The sequence below is a fragment of the Bacillus sp. FSL W8-1202 genome, assembly GCF_038006165.1.
GTDB lineage: Bacteria > Bacillota > Bacilli > Bacillales > Bacillaceae > Bacillus > Bacillus subtilis.
This window is the reverse complement of the sequence record NZ_JBBOUR010000001.1, coordinates 3,497,324-3,514,036: the sequence shown is the minus strand read 5'-3', so window position 1 is coordinate 3,514,036 and position 16,713 is coordinate 3,497,324. Positions and strand designations below refer to the sequence as shown.

At 41.6% G+C, this 16,713-nt stretch carries 17 protein-coding genes and 1 pseudogene; 13 read left to right on the top strand and 5 right to left on the bottom strand.

What is annotated here, in order from left to right; translation table 11 throughout:
• Window positions 1-89: 89 nt before the first annotated feature.
• The 8 genes and pseudogenes from ccpN to NSQ09_RS18530 all read left to right on the top strand — a co-directional run bounded on the left by ccpN (window position 90) and on the right by NSQ09_RS18530 (window position 8,186).
• Complete coding sequence (gene ccpN, locus NSQ09_RS18565) at window positions 90-728, top strand: transcriptional regulator CcpN (protein WP_003237058.1); 639 nt, start codon at window positions 90-92, stop codon at window positions 726-728.
• A 25-nt stretch (window positions 729-753) separates the two neighbouring features.
• Window positions 754-1,566: a pyruvate, water dikinase regulatory protein gene (locus tag NSQ09_RS18560; RefSeq protein ID WP_003230064.1), complete on the top strand. Its 813-nt coding sequence runs from the start codon at window positions 754-756 to the stop codon at window positions 1,564-1,566.
• A 253-nt stretch (window positions 1,567-1,819) separates the two neighbouring features.
• Window positions 1,820-2,305 (top strand): annotated as a pseudogene (locus NSQ09_RS18555) (YaiI/YqxD family protein); the annotation flags it as partial.
• Between the two features lie 44 nt (window positions 2,306-2,349).
• Complete coding sequence (gene dnaG, locus NSQ09_RS18550; RefSeq protein WP_064671022.1) at window positions 2,350-4,161, top strand: DNA primase; 1,812 nt, start codon at window positions 2,350-2,352, stop codon at window positions 4,159-4,161.
• A 198-nt stretch (window positions 4,162-4,359) separates the two neighbouring features.
• Complete coding sequence (gene rpoD / locus NSQ09_RS18545; RefSeq protein WP_003226225.1) at window positions 4,360-5,475, top strand: RNA polymerase sigma factor RpoD; 1,116 nt, start codon at window positions 4,360-4,362, stop codon at window positions 5,473-5,475.
• A 327-nt stretch (window positions 5,476-5,802) separates the two neighbouring features.
• On the top strand, window positions 5,803-6,165 hold the full coding sequence (cccA, locus tag NSQ09_RS18540; protein WP_003230068.1) for a cytochrome c550: 363 nt from the start codon (window positions 5,803-5,805) through the stop codon (window positions 6,163-6,165).
• Between the two features lie 256 nt (window positions 6,166-6,421).
• Window positions 6,422-7,072, top strand: coding sequence for a tRNA (adenine(22)-N(1))-methyltransferase TrmK (trmK, locus tag NSQ09_RS18535; protein ID WP_014480286.1), 651 nt, complete (start codon window positions 6,422-6,424; stop codon window positions 7,070-7,072).
• Window positions 7,065-8,186: a Nif3-like dinuclear metal center hexameric protein gene (locus tag NSQ09_RS18530; RefSeq protein WP_017696273.1), complete on the top strand. Its 1,122-nt coding sequence runs from the start codon at window positions 7,065-7,067 to the stop codon at window positions 8,184-8,186. Before trmK ends, NSQ09_RS18530 begins: the two co-directional genes overlap by 8 nt.
• Before the next feature lie 59 nt (window positions 8,187-8,245).
• Here NSQ09_RS18530 and NSQ09_RS18525 read toward each other — a convergent pair.
• The 3 genes from NSQ09_RS18525 to vrrA all read right to left on the bottom strand — a co-directional run bounded on the left by NSQ09_RS18525 (window position 8,246) and on the right by vrrA (window position 11,309).
• A protein-coding gene (locus NSQ09_RS18525) for an IS3 family transposase (protein WP_087614160.1) occupies window positions 8,246-9,396 on the bottom strand; the annotation gives its coding sequence in 2 pieces (ribosomal slippage) (window positions 8,246-9,123 and window positions 9,123-9,396; 1,152 coding nt in all).
• Window positions 9,397-9,498: 102 nt separating this feature from the next.
• Window positions 9,499-10,443, bottom strand: coding sequence for a 4-hydroxy-3-methylbut-2-enyl diphosphate reductase (locus NSQ09_RS18520; protein ID WP_003246170.1), 945 nt, complete (start codon window positions 10,441-10,443; stop codon window positions 9,499-9,501).
• A gap of 122 nt (window positions 10,444-10,565) precedes the next feature.
• The gene (vrrA, locus tag NSQ09_RS18515) at window positions 10,566-11,309 is read right to left on the bottom strand and encodes a VrrA/YqfQ family protein (protein WP_080529554.1); all 744 of its coding nucleotides are present in this window, start codon (window positions 11,307-11,309) and stop codon (window positions 10,566-10,568) included.
• A 168-nt stretch (window positions 11,310-11,477) separates the two neighbouring features.
• Here vrrA and cshB point away from each other — a divergent pair, with 168 nt between their 5' ends.
• Both cshB and NSQ09_RS18505 read left to right on the top strand, forming a co-directional pair.
• The gene (gene cshB, locus NSQ09_RS18510; protein ID WP_021480044.1) at window positions 11,478-12,794 is read left to right on the top strand and encodes a DEAD-box ATP-dependent RNA helicase CshB; all 1,317 of its coding nucleotides are present in this window, start codon (window positions 11,478-11,480) and stop codon (window positions 12,792-12,794) included.
• Window positions 12,795-12,803: 9 nt separating this feature from the next.
• On the top strand, window positions 12,804-13,697 hold the full coding sequence (locus NSQ09_RS18505; protein ID WP_009967756.1) for a deoxyribonuclease IV: 894 nt from the start codon (window positions 12,804-12,806) through the stop codon (window positions 13,695-13,697).
• A gap of 26 nt (window positions 13,698-13,723) precedes the next feature.
• Here the strand turns inward: NSQ09_RS18505 and NSQ09_RS18500 are convergent, their stop codons facing one another.
• Window positions 13,724-13,978: a DUF2624 domain-containing protein gene (locus NSQ09_RS18500; protein ID WP_003230076.1), complete on the bottom strand. Its 255-nt coding sequence runs from the start codon at window positions 13,976-13,978 to the stop codon at window positions 13,724-13,726.
• A gap of 115 nt (window positions 13,979-14,093) precedes the next feature.
• On the opposite strand from NSQ09_RS18500, the gene NSQ09_RS18495 reads away from it, so the two are divergent.
• Window positions 14,094-14,975 (top strand): YitT family protein, encoded by an 882-nt coding sequence (locus NSQ09_RS18495; protein ID WP_003230077.1) that lies wholly within the window; start codon window positions 14,094-14,096, stop codon window positions 14,973-14,975.
• A 137-nt stretch (window positions 14,976-15,112) separates the two neighbouring features.
• Window positions 15,113-15,550, top strand: a complete 438-nt coding sequence (zur, locus tag NSQ09_RS18490) for a zinc uptake transcriptional repressor Zur (protein ID WP_004398578.1) — start codon at window positions 15,113-15,115, stop codon at window positions 15,548-15,550.
• Window positions 15,551-15,592: 42 nt separating this feature from the next.
• Here the strand turns inward: zur and NSQ09_RS18485 are convergent, their stop codons facing one another.
• Window positions 15,593-16,174, bottom strand: coding sequence for a nucleotidase (locus NSQ09_RS18485; RefSeq protein WP_003246215.1), 582 nt, complete (start codon window positions 16,172-16,174; stop codon window positions 15,593-15,595).
• A gap of 132 nt (window positions 16,175-16,306) precedes the next feature.
• Here NSQ09_RS18485 and NSQ09_RS18480 point away from each other — a divergent pair, with 132 nt between their 5' ends.
• Window positions 16,307-16,696, top strand: a complete 390-nt coding sequence (locus NSQ09_RS18480; RefSeq protein ID WP_074794481.1) for a DUF308 domain-containing protein — start codon at window positions 16,307-16,309, stop codon at window positions 16,694-16,696.
• The last annotated feature ends 17 nt before the right edge of the window (window positions 16,697-16,713 follow it).

Below are 16,713 nucleotides of genomic sequence, written 5' to 3'. Positions count from 1 at the left end.
CCCATTTATAAGTTTTTTGTTTGATTACAAGATATTTACGTTATAATATGGATTATTATTTCTTTACATAGCTATGAAGTGAAAAGGTGGTGAGTACGATCGAACTAAATAAACGGCAAGAACATATTTTGCAGATTGTAAAAGAAAACGGGCCGATTACAGGGGAGCATATTGCAGAAAAGCTGAACCTAACCAGGGCGACATTGCGCCCGGATTTAGCCATACTCACCATGTCAGGATTCCTCGAGGCGCGCCCGAGAGTCGGTTATTTCTATACGGGAAAAACCGGCACACAGCTTTTGGCGGATAAACTCAAAAAGCTTCAGGTGAAAGACTTTCAATCTATCCCCGTAGTGATTCACGAAAACGTTTCTGTGTACGATGCGATTTGCACCATGTTTTTAGAAGATGTAGGTACTCTGTTTGTGGTGGACCGCGATGCTGTTTTAGTCGGGGTGCTTTCACGAAAAGACTTGCTCAGAGCGAGCATTGGCCAGCAGGAGCTTACATCGGTCCCTGTTCACATCATCATGACAAGGATGCCGAACATTACGGTGTGCAGACGCGAGGATTATGTGATGGACATTGCAAAGCACTTAATAGAAAAACAAATTGATGCACTGCCTGTCATCAAAGACACCGATAAAGGCTTTGAAGTGATCGGCAGAGTGACAAAAACAAATATGACCAAAATACTTGTCAGTTTATCTGAAAATGAAATCCTATAAGATTGCAAACTAACGGGGGGATAATATGAATAACCGCATCATCTATGTTGTATCGGATTCCGTCGGTGAAACGGCTGAATTGGTAGTAAAAGCAGCACTCAGCCAATTTAACGGATCGGCGGATGATACTCATGTAAGAAGAATTCCTTATGTTGAAGATATAGGCACTATCAATGAAGTGATTTCACTTGCAAAGGCAGACGGCGGCATTATCTGTTTTACACTCGTGGTGCCGGAAATCAGAGAATATTTGATAGCCGAAGCGGAAAAAGCAAATGTTTTATATTATGATATTATCGGCCCGTTGATTGATAAAATGGAAACAGCCTACGGTTTAACAGCGAAATACGAACCGGGGCGGGTGCGCCAGCTTGATGAAGATTATTTCAAAAAAGTGGAGGCCATCGAGTTTGCAGTTAAATACGATGATGGACGTGATCCAAGAGGGATTTTAAAAGCTGATATCGTTTTGATCGGCGTGTCAAGAACGTCTAAAACACCGCTGTCTCAATATCTCGCACACAAACGCCTGAAGGTTGCCAATGTTCCGATTGTACCGGAGGTTGATCCGCCGGAAGAACTCTTTAACGTTGATCCGAAAAAATGCATCGGTTTAAAGATTAGCCCTGATAAACTGAATCATATCAGAAAAGAACGTTTAAAATCACTCGGGCTTAATGATAAAGCGATTTATGCAAATATCAACAGAATCAAAGAGGAACTCGAGTATTTCGAAAAGATTGTGGATCGGATCGGCTGCCAGGTTGTTGATGTTTCAAATAAAGCGGTTGAGGAAACAGCAAATATTATCCATCATCTCAAAACAAAAAACATATAACTCAGGACGCTCTATCCTGGGTTTTTGGCTGTGCCAAAAGGGAATAATGAAAAACAATAGCATCTTTGTGAAGTTTGTATTATAATAAAAAATTGTGATAAAATGATTAATTTTAGGTTTAAGGATCGTGTGATACGAATAAACTATTATGGGTAAGATGTCAAGAATTTCTCCCGGAAATTTTTCGACAAATTCATATACATCCGCAATAATAAAGGATGTGCGATTTTGCTTGCTTTTATGCAGGAGTTTAATGGAGGGATGGAGAATTACTCTTCTTAATGAACAAGAAAAGACGATTTTTGTCGATGCTGATGCTTGTCCGGTAAAAGATGAAATTTTACAAACAGCATCCGAGTATGAAGTTCAAGTTCTTTTTGTCGCTTCATTTGAACATTATCAGCTTTCCAGAAGCAATGAAGAAAAATGGAAGTATGTTGATCCTCATAAAGAAGCTGCTGATTTATATATCGCAAATCACGTGAAACCGGGAGATATTGTTGTGACGCAGGACATCGGATTAGCATCTCTGCTGTTGAACAGAAATGTCTCCGTTATGTCGGAAAGAGGTCGTCTTTACAAAGAAGACACGATTGATTTTGCCCTAGAGGGCCGTCATTTTTCCGGCAAACAAAGAAGAAAAGGCGTATATGCCAAAGGGCCTAAAAAATTGAATAAAGAAGATCGAGAACGATTTATTACACTGCTGCAAAAAATCCTGTCGAACGATGAAGGGATTTTTTGCACTAAAGCATCGAATAATGTACTACGGAGTGTTATAAGATGGGAAATCGGATACCAGATGAAATTGTGGATCAGGTGCAAAAGTCGGCAGATATCGTTGAAGTCATAGGTGATTATGTTCAATTAAAGAAGCAAGGACGAAACTACTTTGGACTCTGTCCTTTTCATGGAGAAAGCACACCTTCGTTTTCCGTATCGCCCGACAAACAGATTTTTCATTGCTTTGGCTGCGGAGCGGGCGGCAATGTTTTCTCTTTTTTAAGGCAGATGGAAGGCTACTCATTTGCCGAGTCGGTTTCTCACCTTGCTGACAAATACCAAATTGATTTTCCAGATGATATAACAGTCCATTCCGGAGCCCGGCCAGAGTCTTCTGGAGAACAAAAAATGGCTGAGGCACATGAGCTCCTGAAGAAATTTTACCATCATTTGTTGATAAATACAAAAGAAGGTCAAGAGGCACTGGATTATCTGCTTTCTAGGGGCTTTACGAAAGAGCTGATTGATGAATTTCAGATTGGCTATGCTCTTGATTCTTGGGACTTTATTACGAAATTCCTTGTAAAGAGGGGATTTAGTGAGGCGCAAATGGAAAAAGCGGGTCTCCTGATCAGACGCGAAGACGGAAGCGGATATTTCGACCGCTTCAGAAACCGTGTCATGTTTCCGATTCATGATCATCACGGGGCTGTTGTTGCTTTCTCAGGCAGGGCTCTTGGCAGCCAGCAGCCTAAGTATATGAACAGTCCTGAAACCCCGCTCTTTCATAAAAGTAAACTGCTTTACAATTTTTATAAGGCCCGCCTTCATATCAGAAAGCAGGAAAGAGCAGTCTTATTTGAAGGGTTTGCTGATGTCATATCGGCCGTAAGCTCGGGTGTAAAAGAAAGCATAGCCACGATGGGAACATCGCTTACAGATGATCATGTCAAGATCCTGAGAAGAAACGTCGAAGAAATCATTCTTTGCTATGACTCTGATAAAGCCGGTTATGAAGCCACCTTAAAAGCTTCGGAGCTTCTGCAAAAAAAAGGCTGCAAAGTCAGAGTTGCAATGATTCCTGACGGATTGGACCCTGATGATTACATCAAAAAATTCGGCGGGGAAAAATTTAAAAACGACATTATTGACGCCAGTGTCACCGTAATGGCGTTCAAAATGCAATATTTCCGAAAAGGAAAGAACCTGTCCGATGAAGGCGACCGACTAGCTTACATTAAAGACGTACTGAAAGAAATCAGCACGCTTTCAGGGTCTCTAGAGCAGGAAGTCTATGTAAAGCAGCTTGCTTCAGAGTTTTCGCTTTCACAGGAGTCTTTAACTGAGCAGCTGTCTGTTTTCAGCAAGCAAAACAAACCTGCTGACAATAGCGGTGAAACAAAAACGCGGCGAGCGCATCTGACGACAAAAGCAAGGCAAAAACGTTTGCGTCCGGCGTATGAAAATGCAGAAAGGCTGTTACTCGCTCACATGCTTCGAGATCGGAGCGTCATCAAAAAAGTGATTGACCGGGTAGGGTTTCAATTTAATATTGATGAGCACCGGGCATTAGCCGCCTATCTTTATGCTTTTTATGAAGAGGGAGCCGAGCTGACGCCTCAGCATCTGATGGCCAGGGTGACGGATGATCATATAAGCCAGCTCTTGTCTGATATATTAATGCTTCAGGTTAGTCAAGAGCTTAGCGAAGCCGAGTTATCAGATTATGTAAAAAAAGTGTTGAATCAAAGAAATTGGTCAATGATAAAAGAAAAAGAGGCGGAAAGAGCCGAAGCCGAAAGGCAAAAAGATTTTTTAAGAGCTGCTTCTCTGGCTCAAGAAATCGTTACATTGAACCGATCTTTAAAATAACTGGAGAACTGATGAGGAGCATTTATTGGCAATGATTCCTTGCGGAGGAGCAAATAGATCGCTTAACCTCATCATGAATTGTCATTTCATTATTCGCACATTGTTAAAGGCAGTTCACATAGAAAACGCCTGAATGGACCGAATAAGAATCATACCGCTTATAGAATTCGTTGCAAGCTTTGGAAGGAGGGATCCATAATGGCTGATAAACAAACCCACGAGACAGAATTAACATTCGACCAAGTAAAAGAGCAATTAACAGAGTCTGGTAAAAAACGTGGCGTTTTGACATATGAAGAAATTGCTGAGCGTATGTCCAGCTTTGAAATTGAATCAGACCAAATGGATGAGTATTATGAATTTTTAGGTGAACAAGGTGTTGAATTAATTAGTGAGAATGAAGAAACAGAAGATCCTAATATTCAGCAGCTTGCCAAAGCCGAAGAAGAATTTGACCTTAATGACCTAAGTGTACCGCCTGGCGTTAAAATCAATGACCCAGTTCGTATGTATTTAAAGGAAATCGGTCGGGTTAACCTTCTTTCTGCAAAAGAAGAAATCGCCTACGCTCAAAAGATTGAAGAAGGTGACGAAGAATCTAAACGCAGATTGGCTGAAGCGAACCTGCGGCTTGTTGTCAGTATCGCAAAACGGTATGTCGGACGCGGTATGCTGTTCCTTGATCTGATCCAGGAAGGAAACATGGGCCTGATGAAAGCCGTTGAAAAATTTGATTATCGCAAAGGTTATAAATTCAGTACGTATGCTACGTGGTGGATCAGACAGGCGATTACACGCGCCATTGCCGATCAGGCGAGAACGATCCGGATTCCCGTTCATATGGTTGAAACCATTAATAAATTAATCCGTGTACAGCGTCAATTACTGCAAGACTTAGGCAGAGAACCAACACCTGAAGAAATTGCGGAAGATATGGATTTAACGCCTGAAAAAGTACGCGAAATCTTAAAGATTGCTCAAGAGCCGGTATCGCTGGAAACACCGATCGGTGAAGAGGATGACTCGCACCTTGGTGATTTCATTGAAGACCAAGAAGCAACTTCACCTTCTGACCACGCCGCATACGAGCTATTGAAAGAGCAGCTGGAAGATGTGCTTGATACGTTAACTGATCGTGAAGAAAATGTATTGCGTCTTCGATTCGGTCTTGATGACGGCCGTACAAGAACATTAGAAGAGGTCGGCAAAGTATTTGGAGTAACGAGAGAGCGTATTCGACAAATCGAAGCCAAAGCGTTGCGGAAACTAAGACATCCTAGCAGAAGTAAACGTTTGAAAGATTTCCTCGAATAAGATGGAACGGGTCTTGATGATCCGTTCTTCTTTTTTAAAAAGATATATGGATAATATGCCTTTATTTTACTGAAAAATGATGTCATTTGCAAATGAACATTGTGATGAAAAATTTCAAAATCTAATTCCATATTTTCTATTGTAAGCGTATACAATACATTATACAATAGAATAAAAAGGATATTAGAGATTTAGGCATGTTTCAATTCAATTTTGTATAAAGTGTGAATAAAAAACTTTTGTATAGCAATCCATTTACTTTTTGTAAAAATAAGTTAGAATTAGAAGTGTTTACATAGGGGGAAGGATCAAAAAGGGGGAAGGGAAATGAAATGGAACCCGCTTATTCCATTTTTGCTGATCGCTGTTTTAGGAATTGGTCTAACTTTCTTTTTATCAGTAAAAGGACTTGATGACTCTCGGGAGATTGCAAGCGGAGGAGAAAGCAAATCTGCTGAAAAGAAAGATGCAAACGCTTCACCAGAAGAAATTTACAAGGCAAACTGCATCGCATGCCACGGTGAAAATTATGAAGGCGTTTCGGGTCCGAGCTTAAAGGGTGTAGGGGATAAGAAAGATGTCGCTGAAATTAAAACAAAGATCGAAAAAGGCGGTAATGGAATGCCTTCCGGTCTTGTTCCGGCCGATAAGCTGGATGATATGGCAGAGTGGGTATCAAAAATTAAATAAAAAAACCATTTTTCTCTTTATACATTCACAGGCCGCCGAGATGTTCTCGACAGCCTTTTATTTTTGACTGCCGCGTGCAGACCCGCATCAAAAGAAATAATCTCAAAATCATTTGCTTCAGCTTGGATTCCGGGCTGATTTTTTATATGATAGTAAAGGAAAAAATGATTGAGAAAAGTTGTGATGACAAGTGAACGAATTAAAATTATCTAAACGATTGCAAACAGTAGCGGAGTACATACCGAATGGAGCGGTGATGGCCGATATCGGCTCTGATCACGCATACCTTCCTTGTTATGCGGTGCTGAATCATAAAGCCAGCGGGGCGATTGCCGGAGAAATAACAGACGGCCCATTTTTGTCTGCAAAGCGGCAGGTTGAAAAATCAGGCTTAAACTCGCACATTTCTGTAAGGCAGGGAGACGGACTGGAAGTGATTAAAAAAGGTGAAGCTGATGCCATTACGATTGCCGGAATGGGCGGGGCTTTGATCGCTCACATTTTAGAAGCGGGCAAAGACAAATTAACGGGGAAGGAACGGCTCATTTTACAGCCGAATATTCATGCTGTTCATATCAGGGAGTGGCTTTATAAAGAAGGATATGCGCTGATAGATGAGGTAATCCTTGAAGAGGACGGAAAGTGCTATGAGGTGCTGGTAGCAGAAGCGGGAGACAGGGATGCGGCTTATGACGGTATTTCTTTATCAGCCGGGATGCTCGTCGGCCCTTTCTTGGCAAAAGAAAAAAATGCTGTCTTTTTGAAAAAGTGGACACAAGAGCTTCAGCACACTCAAAGCATTTATGAACAGATCAGCCAAGCGGCGGATACAGAGCAAAACAAACAAAAATTAAAGGAGCTCTCCGATCGAATGGAGCTGTTAAAGGAGGTAATCGATCATGGATAAAAGTGTAAATGGGCAGCAGATCATCCAGCTGTTTGAACAATTTTCTCCGAAAGCCTATGCGGTTGAAGGAGATAAAATCGGCCTGCAAATCGGCACTTTAAACAAACCAATTAAAAATGTGATGGTTACACTTGATGTGTTAGAGAGCGTTATCGATGAAGCGATTGAAAAAGAGGTTGACTTGATTATTGCACACCATCCTCCTATTTTCCGGCCGCTAAAGCATATTTCAACAGATCAGCCTGCCGGAAGGTTAATTGAAAAGTGTTTGAAGCATGATATTGCTGTTTATGCAGCTCATACAAATTTAGACGTTGCGGACGGCGGCGTGAATGATTTGCTTGCTGAAGCATTAGAGCTGAGTGAGACGGAAGTGCTGGCACCTACTTATACGGATCCTCTGAAAAAGCTGGCAGTTTACGTGCCGAAGGAATATGAAGAGCAGGTCAGAGCCGCGGTCGGAAATGTGGGGGCCGGCCATATCGGTGAATACAGCCATTGCGCGTTTTCATCTGAAGGAATCGGCAGCTTTAAGCCATTGGACGGAGCTAAGCCTTTTATCGGTGAAGTGGGAGAGCTTGAGCTTGTTCATGAAGTAAGACTTGAGACTGTATTTCCTAAAAGCATCGAAAAAGCTGTTATCAACGCAATGATAAAAAGCCATCCATATGAAGAAGTCGCTTACGATATCTATCCTGTCGAACAGACTCCCGCCGAAAAAGGGCTCGGCCGTGTCGGAACCCTTAAAACTGAGATGACGCTCAAGGAATTCGCTTTATTTGTGAAAGACAAGCTTGACGTCAATGGTGTCAGAATGGTGGGGGATGCTGACAGCATGGTGAAAAAGGTAGCTGTTCTTGGCGGAGATGGAAACAAGTATATTCATCATGCAAAACGAAAGGGAGCCGATGTTTACGTCACAGGAGATTTATACTTCCATGTGGCCCATGATGCGATGATGCTTGGCCTAAATGTGGTTGATCCGGGCCATTACGCAGAAAAAATCATGAAAGAAGGCGTCACGAGAAAACTGACATCAATGTGTAACGATAAAAAGTTTGACGTGAATATCTTTGTTTCTGAAACAGATACAAATCCATTTACATTTCTATAAAAAAACTGAGGCTTTTACGGGACTGACCCCCGTTTTTGAGACAGGGATCAAAACACCTTTTAAACAGCCAATTGCCGATAATTTATCGGTGATTGGTTGTTTAGTTTCGTTTGAATACGAATATTGTTATAATAATGAATGTATTCTATGACAGTGCGTTCTACGATGGCGGTCGTGGTTCGATCAATGCTGTTAAGATAGAACGTTTCAGACTTTAGTGAGGAATGAAACGATTCGATGGAGGCATTATCAGCGGGTGTCCCTTTGCGGGACATGCTCATGGTAATGCCTTTTGTTTTAACAGCTTTCTGATACTCGTAAGATGTATACACAGATCCTTGGTCACTATGTAACACGCAGTTCTCAGGCAGTGTTGGCAGTTGATCAAGTGTGTGTAAGACAAAGTCTGTGTCCTGCTTATCTCCAATCGTAAAAGCAATCACTTCTCCATTATATACATCCAATATACTGGAAAGGTACAATTGTTTCTGTCCATAAGGCAAATACGTGATGTCTGTTACTAGTTTTTCAAGAGGATGATCAGACTGAAAGTTCCGATCTAATATATTGTCGACCACGGCATATGGCTGCCCATTCTTCTTGCGCTTTTTCACCTTAACCCGGCACTGCCACTGATTTTTCTGCATAATACGCTGAACCGTTTTATGGTTAATACACATTCTCTTTTTTAATATAGCTGTGATTTTTCGATATCCATATCGATACTGGTGCTCTCGGCACAACGTGCCGATTTGTTTTTCTAAATGGCGCTTGGGATGATCTTTCTTCAGATTCTTCTTCCAACGATAATAAGACGAGCGAGAGATACCTAAATGAATACAGATATCCTGCACGGTCATTGTGCTGTGCAATTCTTCTACAAGTTCGACTGACGTTTGGCTATCAACTTCCTTTCCAATTCGTTGTACTTTTTTAACACTTCATTCTGTTGTCTCAGATATCGATTCTCTGCCTGCAGTTTCTCTAATTCGGAAGAATACTCCGGACCTTTTCCATAAGTGTATTGCTTACCAACAGGCTGTTCAAATCGATGTGTATCACCAGCCTTATACCATCTGACCCATGTCTTAATCTGCGTATTATTTTTGATATTCAACTCCTGCATGATCTCTTTCATAGGTACGCCTGCCAATCTCATTTCTACAGCCTTCTGTTTCACTTCAACCGGATAACTCACTCTTGTCCCCATAGAAAAAACACCTCCAAGTCTAATTTCGGATAACAATCATCCGTATTCAAACTTGAAGGTGTTTTTATTTGTCTCATCTTATGGGGTCAGTCCCTTACAGCCTCAGTTTTTTGCTTTTACTTTTGGAAGTATTTTTTTGAGCGGTATATTATGTTCAGTTGTCCAAGTTGATGGATCTTCGTGATCAAACTGCTCTAAAAAGCGAATGACTTCTTTTGTGATCGGCGTCGGTGTTGAAGCTCCCGCTGTAACTGCAACGGTATTAACGCCTTTCAGCCATTCGAGCTTCAATTCGCTTAAGTCGCCGATCCGGTATGCTTTTGTCCCGGCTATTTCCTCTGACACTTGAGCAAGCCTATTTGAATTGTTGCTTTTCGGGTCTCCGACAACGATTGTTAAGTCCGCTTTTTTTGCCTGCTCTGATACAGCTTCCTGCCGCACTTGAGTAGCGAGGCAAATCTCTTGGTGATATTCGACATGAGGATATTTTTCTTTGACAAGCTCCATAATGTCGTGAACATCCCATTGAGACATTGTTGTTTGATTCGTCACGATTAACTTCTCAGATTGGATATCAAGGTTCTTTACATCTTCTTCTGTTTCAACTAAGTGAACGATCTCCGGCGCTACGCCAACGGCTCCCTCAGGCTCTGGATGCCCTTTTTTGCCGATATAGATCACGTGATATCCTTTTTCTTTCATCTCTAAGATTAGATTATGAGTTTTTGTCACATCCGGACATGTAGCATCAATTGCGACTAACCCTTTTTCTTCTGCGATTCTTCTGACTTCGGGAGAAACACCGTGCGCAGTGAAAATGACAGTTCCTTTGTCAACCTGCTTTAAGATGTCCAGACGGTTAGAGCCGTCCAATGTAAAAATCCCTTCCTCTTCAAACGCATCAGTGACGTGTTTATTATGAACAATCATCCCGAGTATATAGATGGGTCTTGGCAAGCTTTTATCTAGTGACGCATTTTTGGCAATGACCATAGCATCAACAACACCATAGCAATAGCCGCGCGGTGAAATTTTAATTACGTCCATTTTCGGTTGTCCTCCAATACTGAAGTGAGTAAAGGCAATATAAAAAGCCGTAATCAAACGGCTCTATTCTTGCATTCTTCTGATCTCATTATAGCCAATCTCACTTCAGATATCAAAGAATGTTAAATATATAATCTCGGTTTTGAACTGCCTGATGTTCTTTTCGGAGCAGGAGAGGCAGCTTCCTTTTTCTTCGGGGCAGATGTTTTTGATTCTTGTTCTTTATTGTCAGTTGTTTTAGATTTCTTTGGGAGAGAAGAACTTTTTGGTTTTGATTTTTTGTTCCCATCTGAGGTTTTTGTTTCAGTCTCTTTTTCTTTTTCTGATGATTCTTCTGAAACAGATTGTTTTTCACTTTCCTCATTGGTCTCTGTCTCAGTATCATCACTTTTACTTAATTGGCTGTACAGCTTCATCATTGCTGGCAGATTGCGGACTAATGGGCCGTACTGCTGGATCATAGGGGTGACTTGCTGCGCCATGCCGAGTACTTTTTGCACATTTCCAAGCATACTGGATAATGATGCAGGATTGGCGATATTTTGAATGCCTTGCAGGCCAGCACCTCCGCTCGCTGCTGCACCTGCTCCTGGAATTCCAGGAACTCCGGCGCTGCCAGCGCCTCCTCCGCCGGGTAGGAACCTTGACAGCATTCCTTTTAAGCCTCCGCCTGCACCTGCACCATTTCTCGCTCCGGCATTTGCCTGAGGAAGAAATTGTCCGGCTTGCTGAAAACCTTGCTGCTGTGCTCCAAATGAAGGTCCTCGCATATTAGGCGGTCTTCTGCCCATCATTCGCTGATTTGGCATGGGGCGGGGCGGTCCGGGCTGTGGGTAATTTCTCATTGGCTGCTGCGGTGAAAACATACTTGTACCTCCTTTCAGCTCTCTCTGCTATTAGAATATGCATGGGCTGCGGTATTTGCTTTACATAACTGAATAAAACAAACGCCTTGCAAACGTGGTGTTTTTAAGCAAAATCGGGTATAATGTGATGATGGACACATAATGTGCCGCTTTAAGGAGCTGGGAAAAATGAAAGAAACGAAATTTGAACTTTATGAATTGAAACCATTTATTATAGATGCAGTACATCGCCTTGGTTTTTACGAACCGACTGATATCCAGAAAAGGCTGATTCCTGCAGTGTTAAAAAAAGAAAGCGTCATCGGCCAGTCTCAGACGGGTACTGGAAAGACTCACGCTTATTTACTGCCTTTATTAAACAAAATCGATCCTGCTAAGGATGTCGTTCAGGTAGTCATTACGGCTCCGACAAGAGAGCTAGCCAACCAGATTTATCAGGAAGCGCTTAAAATCACGCAGGGTGAGGAAGGCAGTCAGATTCGCTCGAAATGTTTTATCGGAGGCACTGATAAACAAAAATCAATTGATAAATTGAAAATACAGCCGCATCTTGTTGTCGGTACACCCGGACGGATCGCTGACTTAATCAAAGAACAGGCGTTAAGTGTTCATAAAGCGGAATCTCTTGTTATTGATGAAGCGGATTTAATGCTGGACATGGGATTCCTTGCAGATGTAGATTACATCGGTTCCCGCATGCCTGAGGATCTGCAAATGCTTGTGTTCTCAGCGACCATACCGGAAAAGCTGAAACCATTCTTGAAGAAATACATGGAAAATCCGAAATACGCCCATGTGGAGCCAAAACAAGTGACTGCTGCGAAAATCGAGCATATCCTCATTCCTTCGAAACATCGTGACAAGGACAAGCTCCTTTTTGACATCATGTCGCATCTGAATCCATACCTGGGGATTGTGTTTGCCAACACGAAAAATACGGCTGACCATATTGCCCAATATCTGACTGGCAAAGGCATGAAAATCGGCTTGCTGCACGGCGGATTAACACCACGTGAGCGGAAAAAAGTCATGAAGCAGATCAATGATTTGGAATTCACATATATCATTGCAACTGACCTTGCCGCAAGAGGTATTGATATTAAAGGTGTCAGCCATGTTATCAACTATGAGCTGCCGGATGATCTCGATTTCTATGTTCACCGTGTGGGCAGAACGGCTCGTGCCGGCTCATCAGGACAAGCGATGACCATTTATGAGCTTACTGATGAGGATGCATTAGTAAGACTTGAAAAAATGGGCATCGAATTTGATTACTTAGAGCTTGAAAAGGGCGAATGGAAAAAAGGCGATGACCGTCAGCGCCGCAAAAAGCGTAAAAAAACGCCGAATGAAGCGGATGAAATTGCTCATCGTCTCGTGAAAAAGCCGAAGAAGGTTAAGCCTGGGTATAAAAAGAAAATGAGCTATGAGATGGAGAAAATCAAGAAAAAACAGAGAAGAAACCAATCTAAGAAAAGAAAGTAGGGGAACCTGTTGCTGAGAATAGGCTCACACGTCTCTATGAGCGGAAAACACATGCTTCTGGCTGCAAGCCAGGAAGCAGTCTCTTATGGGGCGAATACGTTTATGATCTATACAGGCGCACCGCAAAATACGCGCCGAAAGAAAATTGAAGACTTAAATATAGAAGCAGGCCGGGCACATATGCAAGAAAATGGCATTGACGAGATTATCGTACACGCGCCTTATATTATTAATATTGGCAACACGACAAATCCGTCCACTTTTGAGCTGGGTGTTGATTTTCTTCGTTCAGAAATTGAACGGACAGCGGCCATCGGAGCGAAGCAAATTGTCCTTCATCCTGGCGCTCACGTAGGGGCAGGAGCTGAAGCCGGCATCAAAAAAATTATTGAAGGCTTAAATGAAGTGATTGATCCGAATCAAAATGTCCAGATTGCATTAGAAACAATGGCTGGAAAAGGATCAGAATGCGGCAGAAGCTTTGAGGAGCTTGCGCAGATTATCGAAGGCGTTACACACAATGAGCAGCTGTCAGTGTGCTTTGACACGTGCCATACACATGATGCCGGGTATAACATTGTCGAAGACTTTGACGGAGTGCTAAATGAGTTCGATAAAATCATTGGCATTGACCGTATTAAAGTGCTTCATATCAATGACAGCAAAAATGTCAAAGGTGCGAGAAAAGACCGCCATGAAAATATTGGCTTTGGTGAAATAGGTTTTGACGCACTGCAATATGTTGTTCACCATGAGCAGTTAAAAGACATTCCAAAAATTCTTGAAACACCATACGTCGGTGAAGATAAAAAGAACAAAAAACCGCCATACCGTTTTGAGATTGAAATGCTGAAAGAAAAACAATTTGATGATACATTGCTCGAAAAGATTTTACAGCAATAAAAAATGGGGGATAACACCCCCATTTTTTAGCTTGTAAATTGTTTGAATAGTTCATTAACTGTTTGAGCTGTTTCTTTCGATGTAATCGTCTCTACTTGTTTCAGCAGCCGCATTCGTTCACTCTCATTAAAGATGTTTACATTTTTCCCGTATAACAGGTTCGCTACTTCAACGGCCTGCGATCTTGTTAAGCTGATTCCGTATTGTTTTGAGTACTTCAGCAAATCATCAGCAGTAGCCTGATTAAGCCGCTGTAAGATAATTCTTTGAAATAAAATCATCGGTCATTCCACCTCCAGACTTAATGTATGGGCAAATCAGTAAAATGTGTCAATGTTTAATGGTAAAATAGATTTATAATGTATTTAAAATAGTTATTGCAGGAAAGGAGATTTTATGACCCCAACAAAACAACATAAGAAAGAAACATTTACCCATTTTATTTTCAGGGTCTTTATGATTCTGGTAGGAGCTGCATCTGCGGCTGTAAGTATTGAATTATTTTTAATCCCCAATGATTTTATTGATGGCGGGATTATCGGTGTATCACTTATTTTAGACCACCTCTTTATGTCAAACCCCTTTCTGAATTTCGCTTTTTTCGTTGTCATATTAAATATTCCTTTTATGATCTTCGGATATAAATATATCGGTAAGACCTTTCTAGTCTCTACGTTTATAGGGATTGTCGGGCTTGCCGTTATTGAATCCTCACTTCACCATGTAGAAGCCATTACAACCCAGCCTATTTTGGCTACTGTGTTCGGAGGTCTTTTACTCGGCTTTGGCGTCGGGCTTGTTATTCGAAACGGAGGTTCAATGGATGGTACAGAAATTCTCGGTATTTTGCTGACCAAAAAACTCCCGTTTTCAGTAGGTGAGTTCGTTATGTTCATCAATGTGTTCATTTTCATTTGGGCAGTTTTTGTGTTCGGTCCTGAGCAAGCGATGTACTCATTCATGACTTATTATATTGCGATGAAAACGATTGATGCCGTGATCCAAGGGCTTGATGAAACAAAAGCTGTCATTATTGTGTCTGAGCAGTATGATGAGATTTCCGACGCGATTTTGCACCGTCTTGGTCGGGGCACAACGAAGCTGAAGGGGAAAGGCGGGTATACGGACGAAGAAAAAGACGTAATTTACGCGGTTGTCACAAGGCTGGAAGTGACAAAGCTCAAATCGATCGTGTTTGAAGTTGATCAAAATGCATTCATAACAATTATGAATACTCATGAAACGAGAGGCGGAAAATTCAAAAACGCAATCCACTAGGCTTTCATTTACTTTTATTCATTTTATGGGTATAATTTTATCTGCAGTAAAGAAAATGGCTTGCTGGACAGACAGCTGCCATTTTCTTTTTCATACATGTAATACGTTCTTAAGCAAAGCGAAAAGGGGGACCCTTCATGAACGTACAAGAAGCGCTGAACCTACTAAAAGAAAACGGATATAAATATACAAACAAACGGGAGGATATGCTGCAGCTTTTTGCTGATTCAGACAGATATCTTACCGCTAAAAACGTACTGTCTGCACTGAATGATGATTATCCAGGCTTAAGCTTTGATACAATCTACAGAAATCTTTCTTTATATGAAGAACTTGGGATTTTGGAAACAACTGAGCTGTCCGGTGAAAAGCTTTTCCGATTTAAGTGTTCATTCACCCATCACCACCATCATTTTATTTGTCTTGCCTGCGGCAAAACAAAGGAAATTGAATCATGTCCGATGGACAAGCTTTGTGATGATTTGGATGGCTATCAGGTCAGCGGACATAAATTTGAGATTTACGGCACATGCCCTGATTGTACAGCGGAAAACCAAGAAAACACTACTGCGTAAAATGCGTATATATGAAAAAGGGGCCCGGTTTGGGCCCTTTTTTCAGTTATTGACACGTATTAAGTGATGCTTATTGTTGTTCATCCATTGAACGGCTTCTAGCCAGTTGTTTACTCTGATGATGTTTGAATCAATCGGAAGCTGATTATAAGGGGAATTGAACAAAATCACCGGTATCCCGGCTTCTTTCGCAATCATCATGGCGTTACCGTGATGATCTTCAAAAAACAGGTCGATGTTATGATTCTTGACCGCTTCAACTTTGTGATGACCGCCAACGAGTTCGATGTGGTCATAATGAATGTTTTGTCTGTCAAACCATTCATAGGTAATATCAGTTAAATGAGTCCGTCTCGCTGTAATATAAATAAGCTTGTGCTCCTCTTTGAGAAGATCAAGTGACTGTTTCGCATGCTGTGCAAGCAATGCTTCCTTATATATGATCGCTTCATTTTGATTCATCCAATCCCAAAATTCTTCCTGGGTAATGTTTAACAGCTTTGTTAAATCATAATCCGTCATATCGTTTAATGAAATGGAAAGATTAAACGAACGGTTCAAATAAGGGACGAATGTATCCTGAGCCGTGATTGTGCCGTCAATATCTATTCCTAAGCGTAACATGCCCACACTCCTTCAGTTTCATCCCTTCAAGTGTAACATAAACAATTGACATTAACAGAAAAGTTTAGCAAACATGAATCAGGCAAAATGGATCAAACTATAAAAGCTCCTTTAATAAAACAGAAGGGGGAATTGAAGGTGGCAAACGATTACGAAAAGCGTGATAACAACAGTTACTATGTTGATCATGGATCTGAAGGGACAAATATTAACCGCGACAATGACGGTTTTTTTGAGGAAACAGCTGCTGAAATCGCAGAGCCTTATCGTGCTGCTGACCGCAGCAATGACCAAGACAATGATCGCAGCGGCGGCAATGTCAATGAAGGACGGGGAATAGGATATATCGCTTTAGCCTTGTCCATCATTTCATTGTTTGTACTGCCTGTTTTATTGGGAGCTGCCGGTATTATTGTCGGCTATATCGCAAGAAGAAGAGGTGCTCAAGGCCTTGGCGCCTGGGCAATGGGTATCGGTGTCGTTTCATTAGTGCTTGGAATATTTATTATTCCATTTTTCTAACACAAAAAAGCTTGACG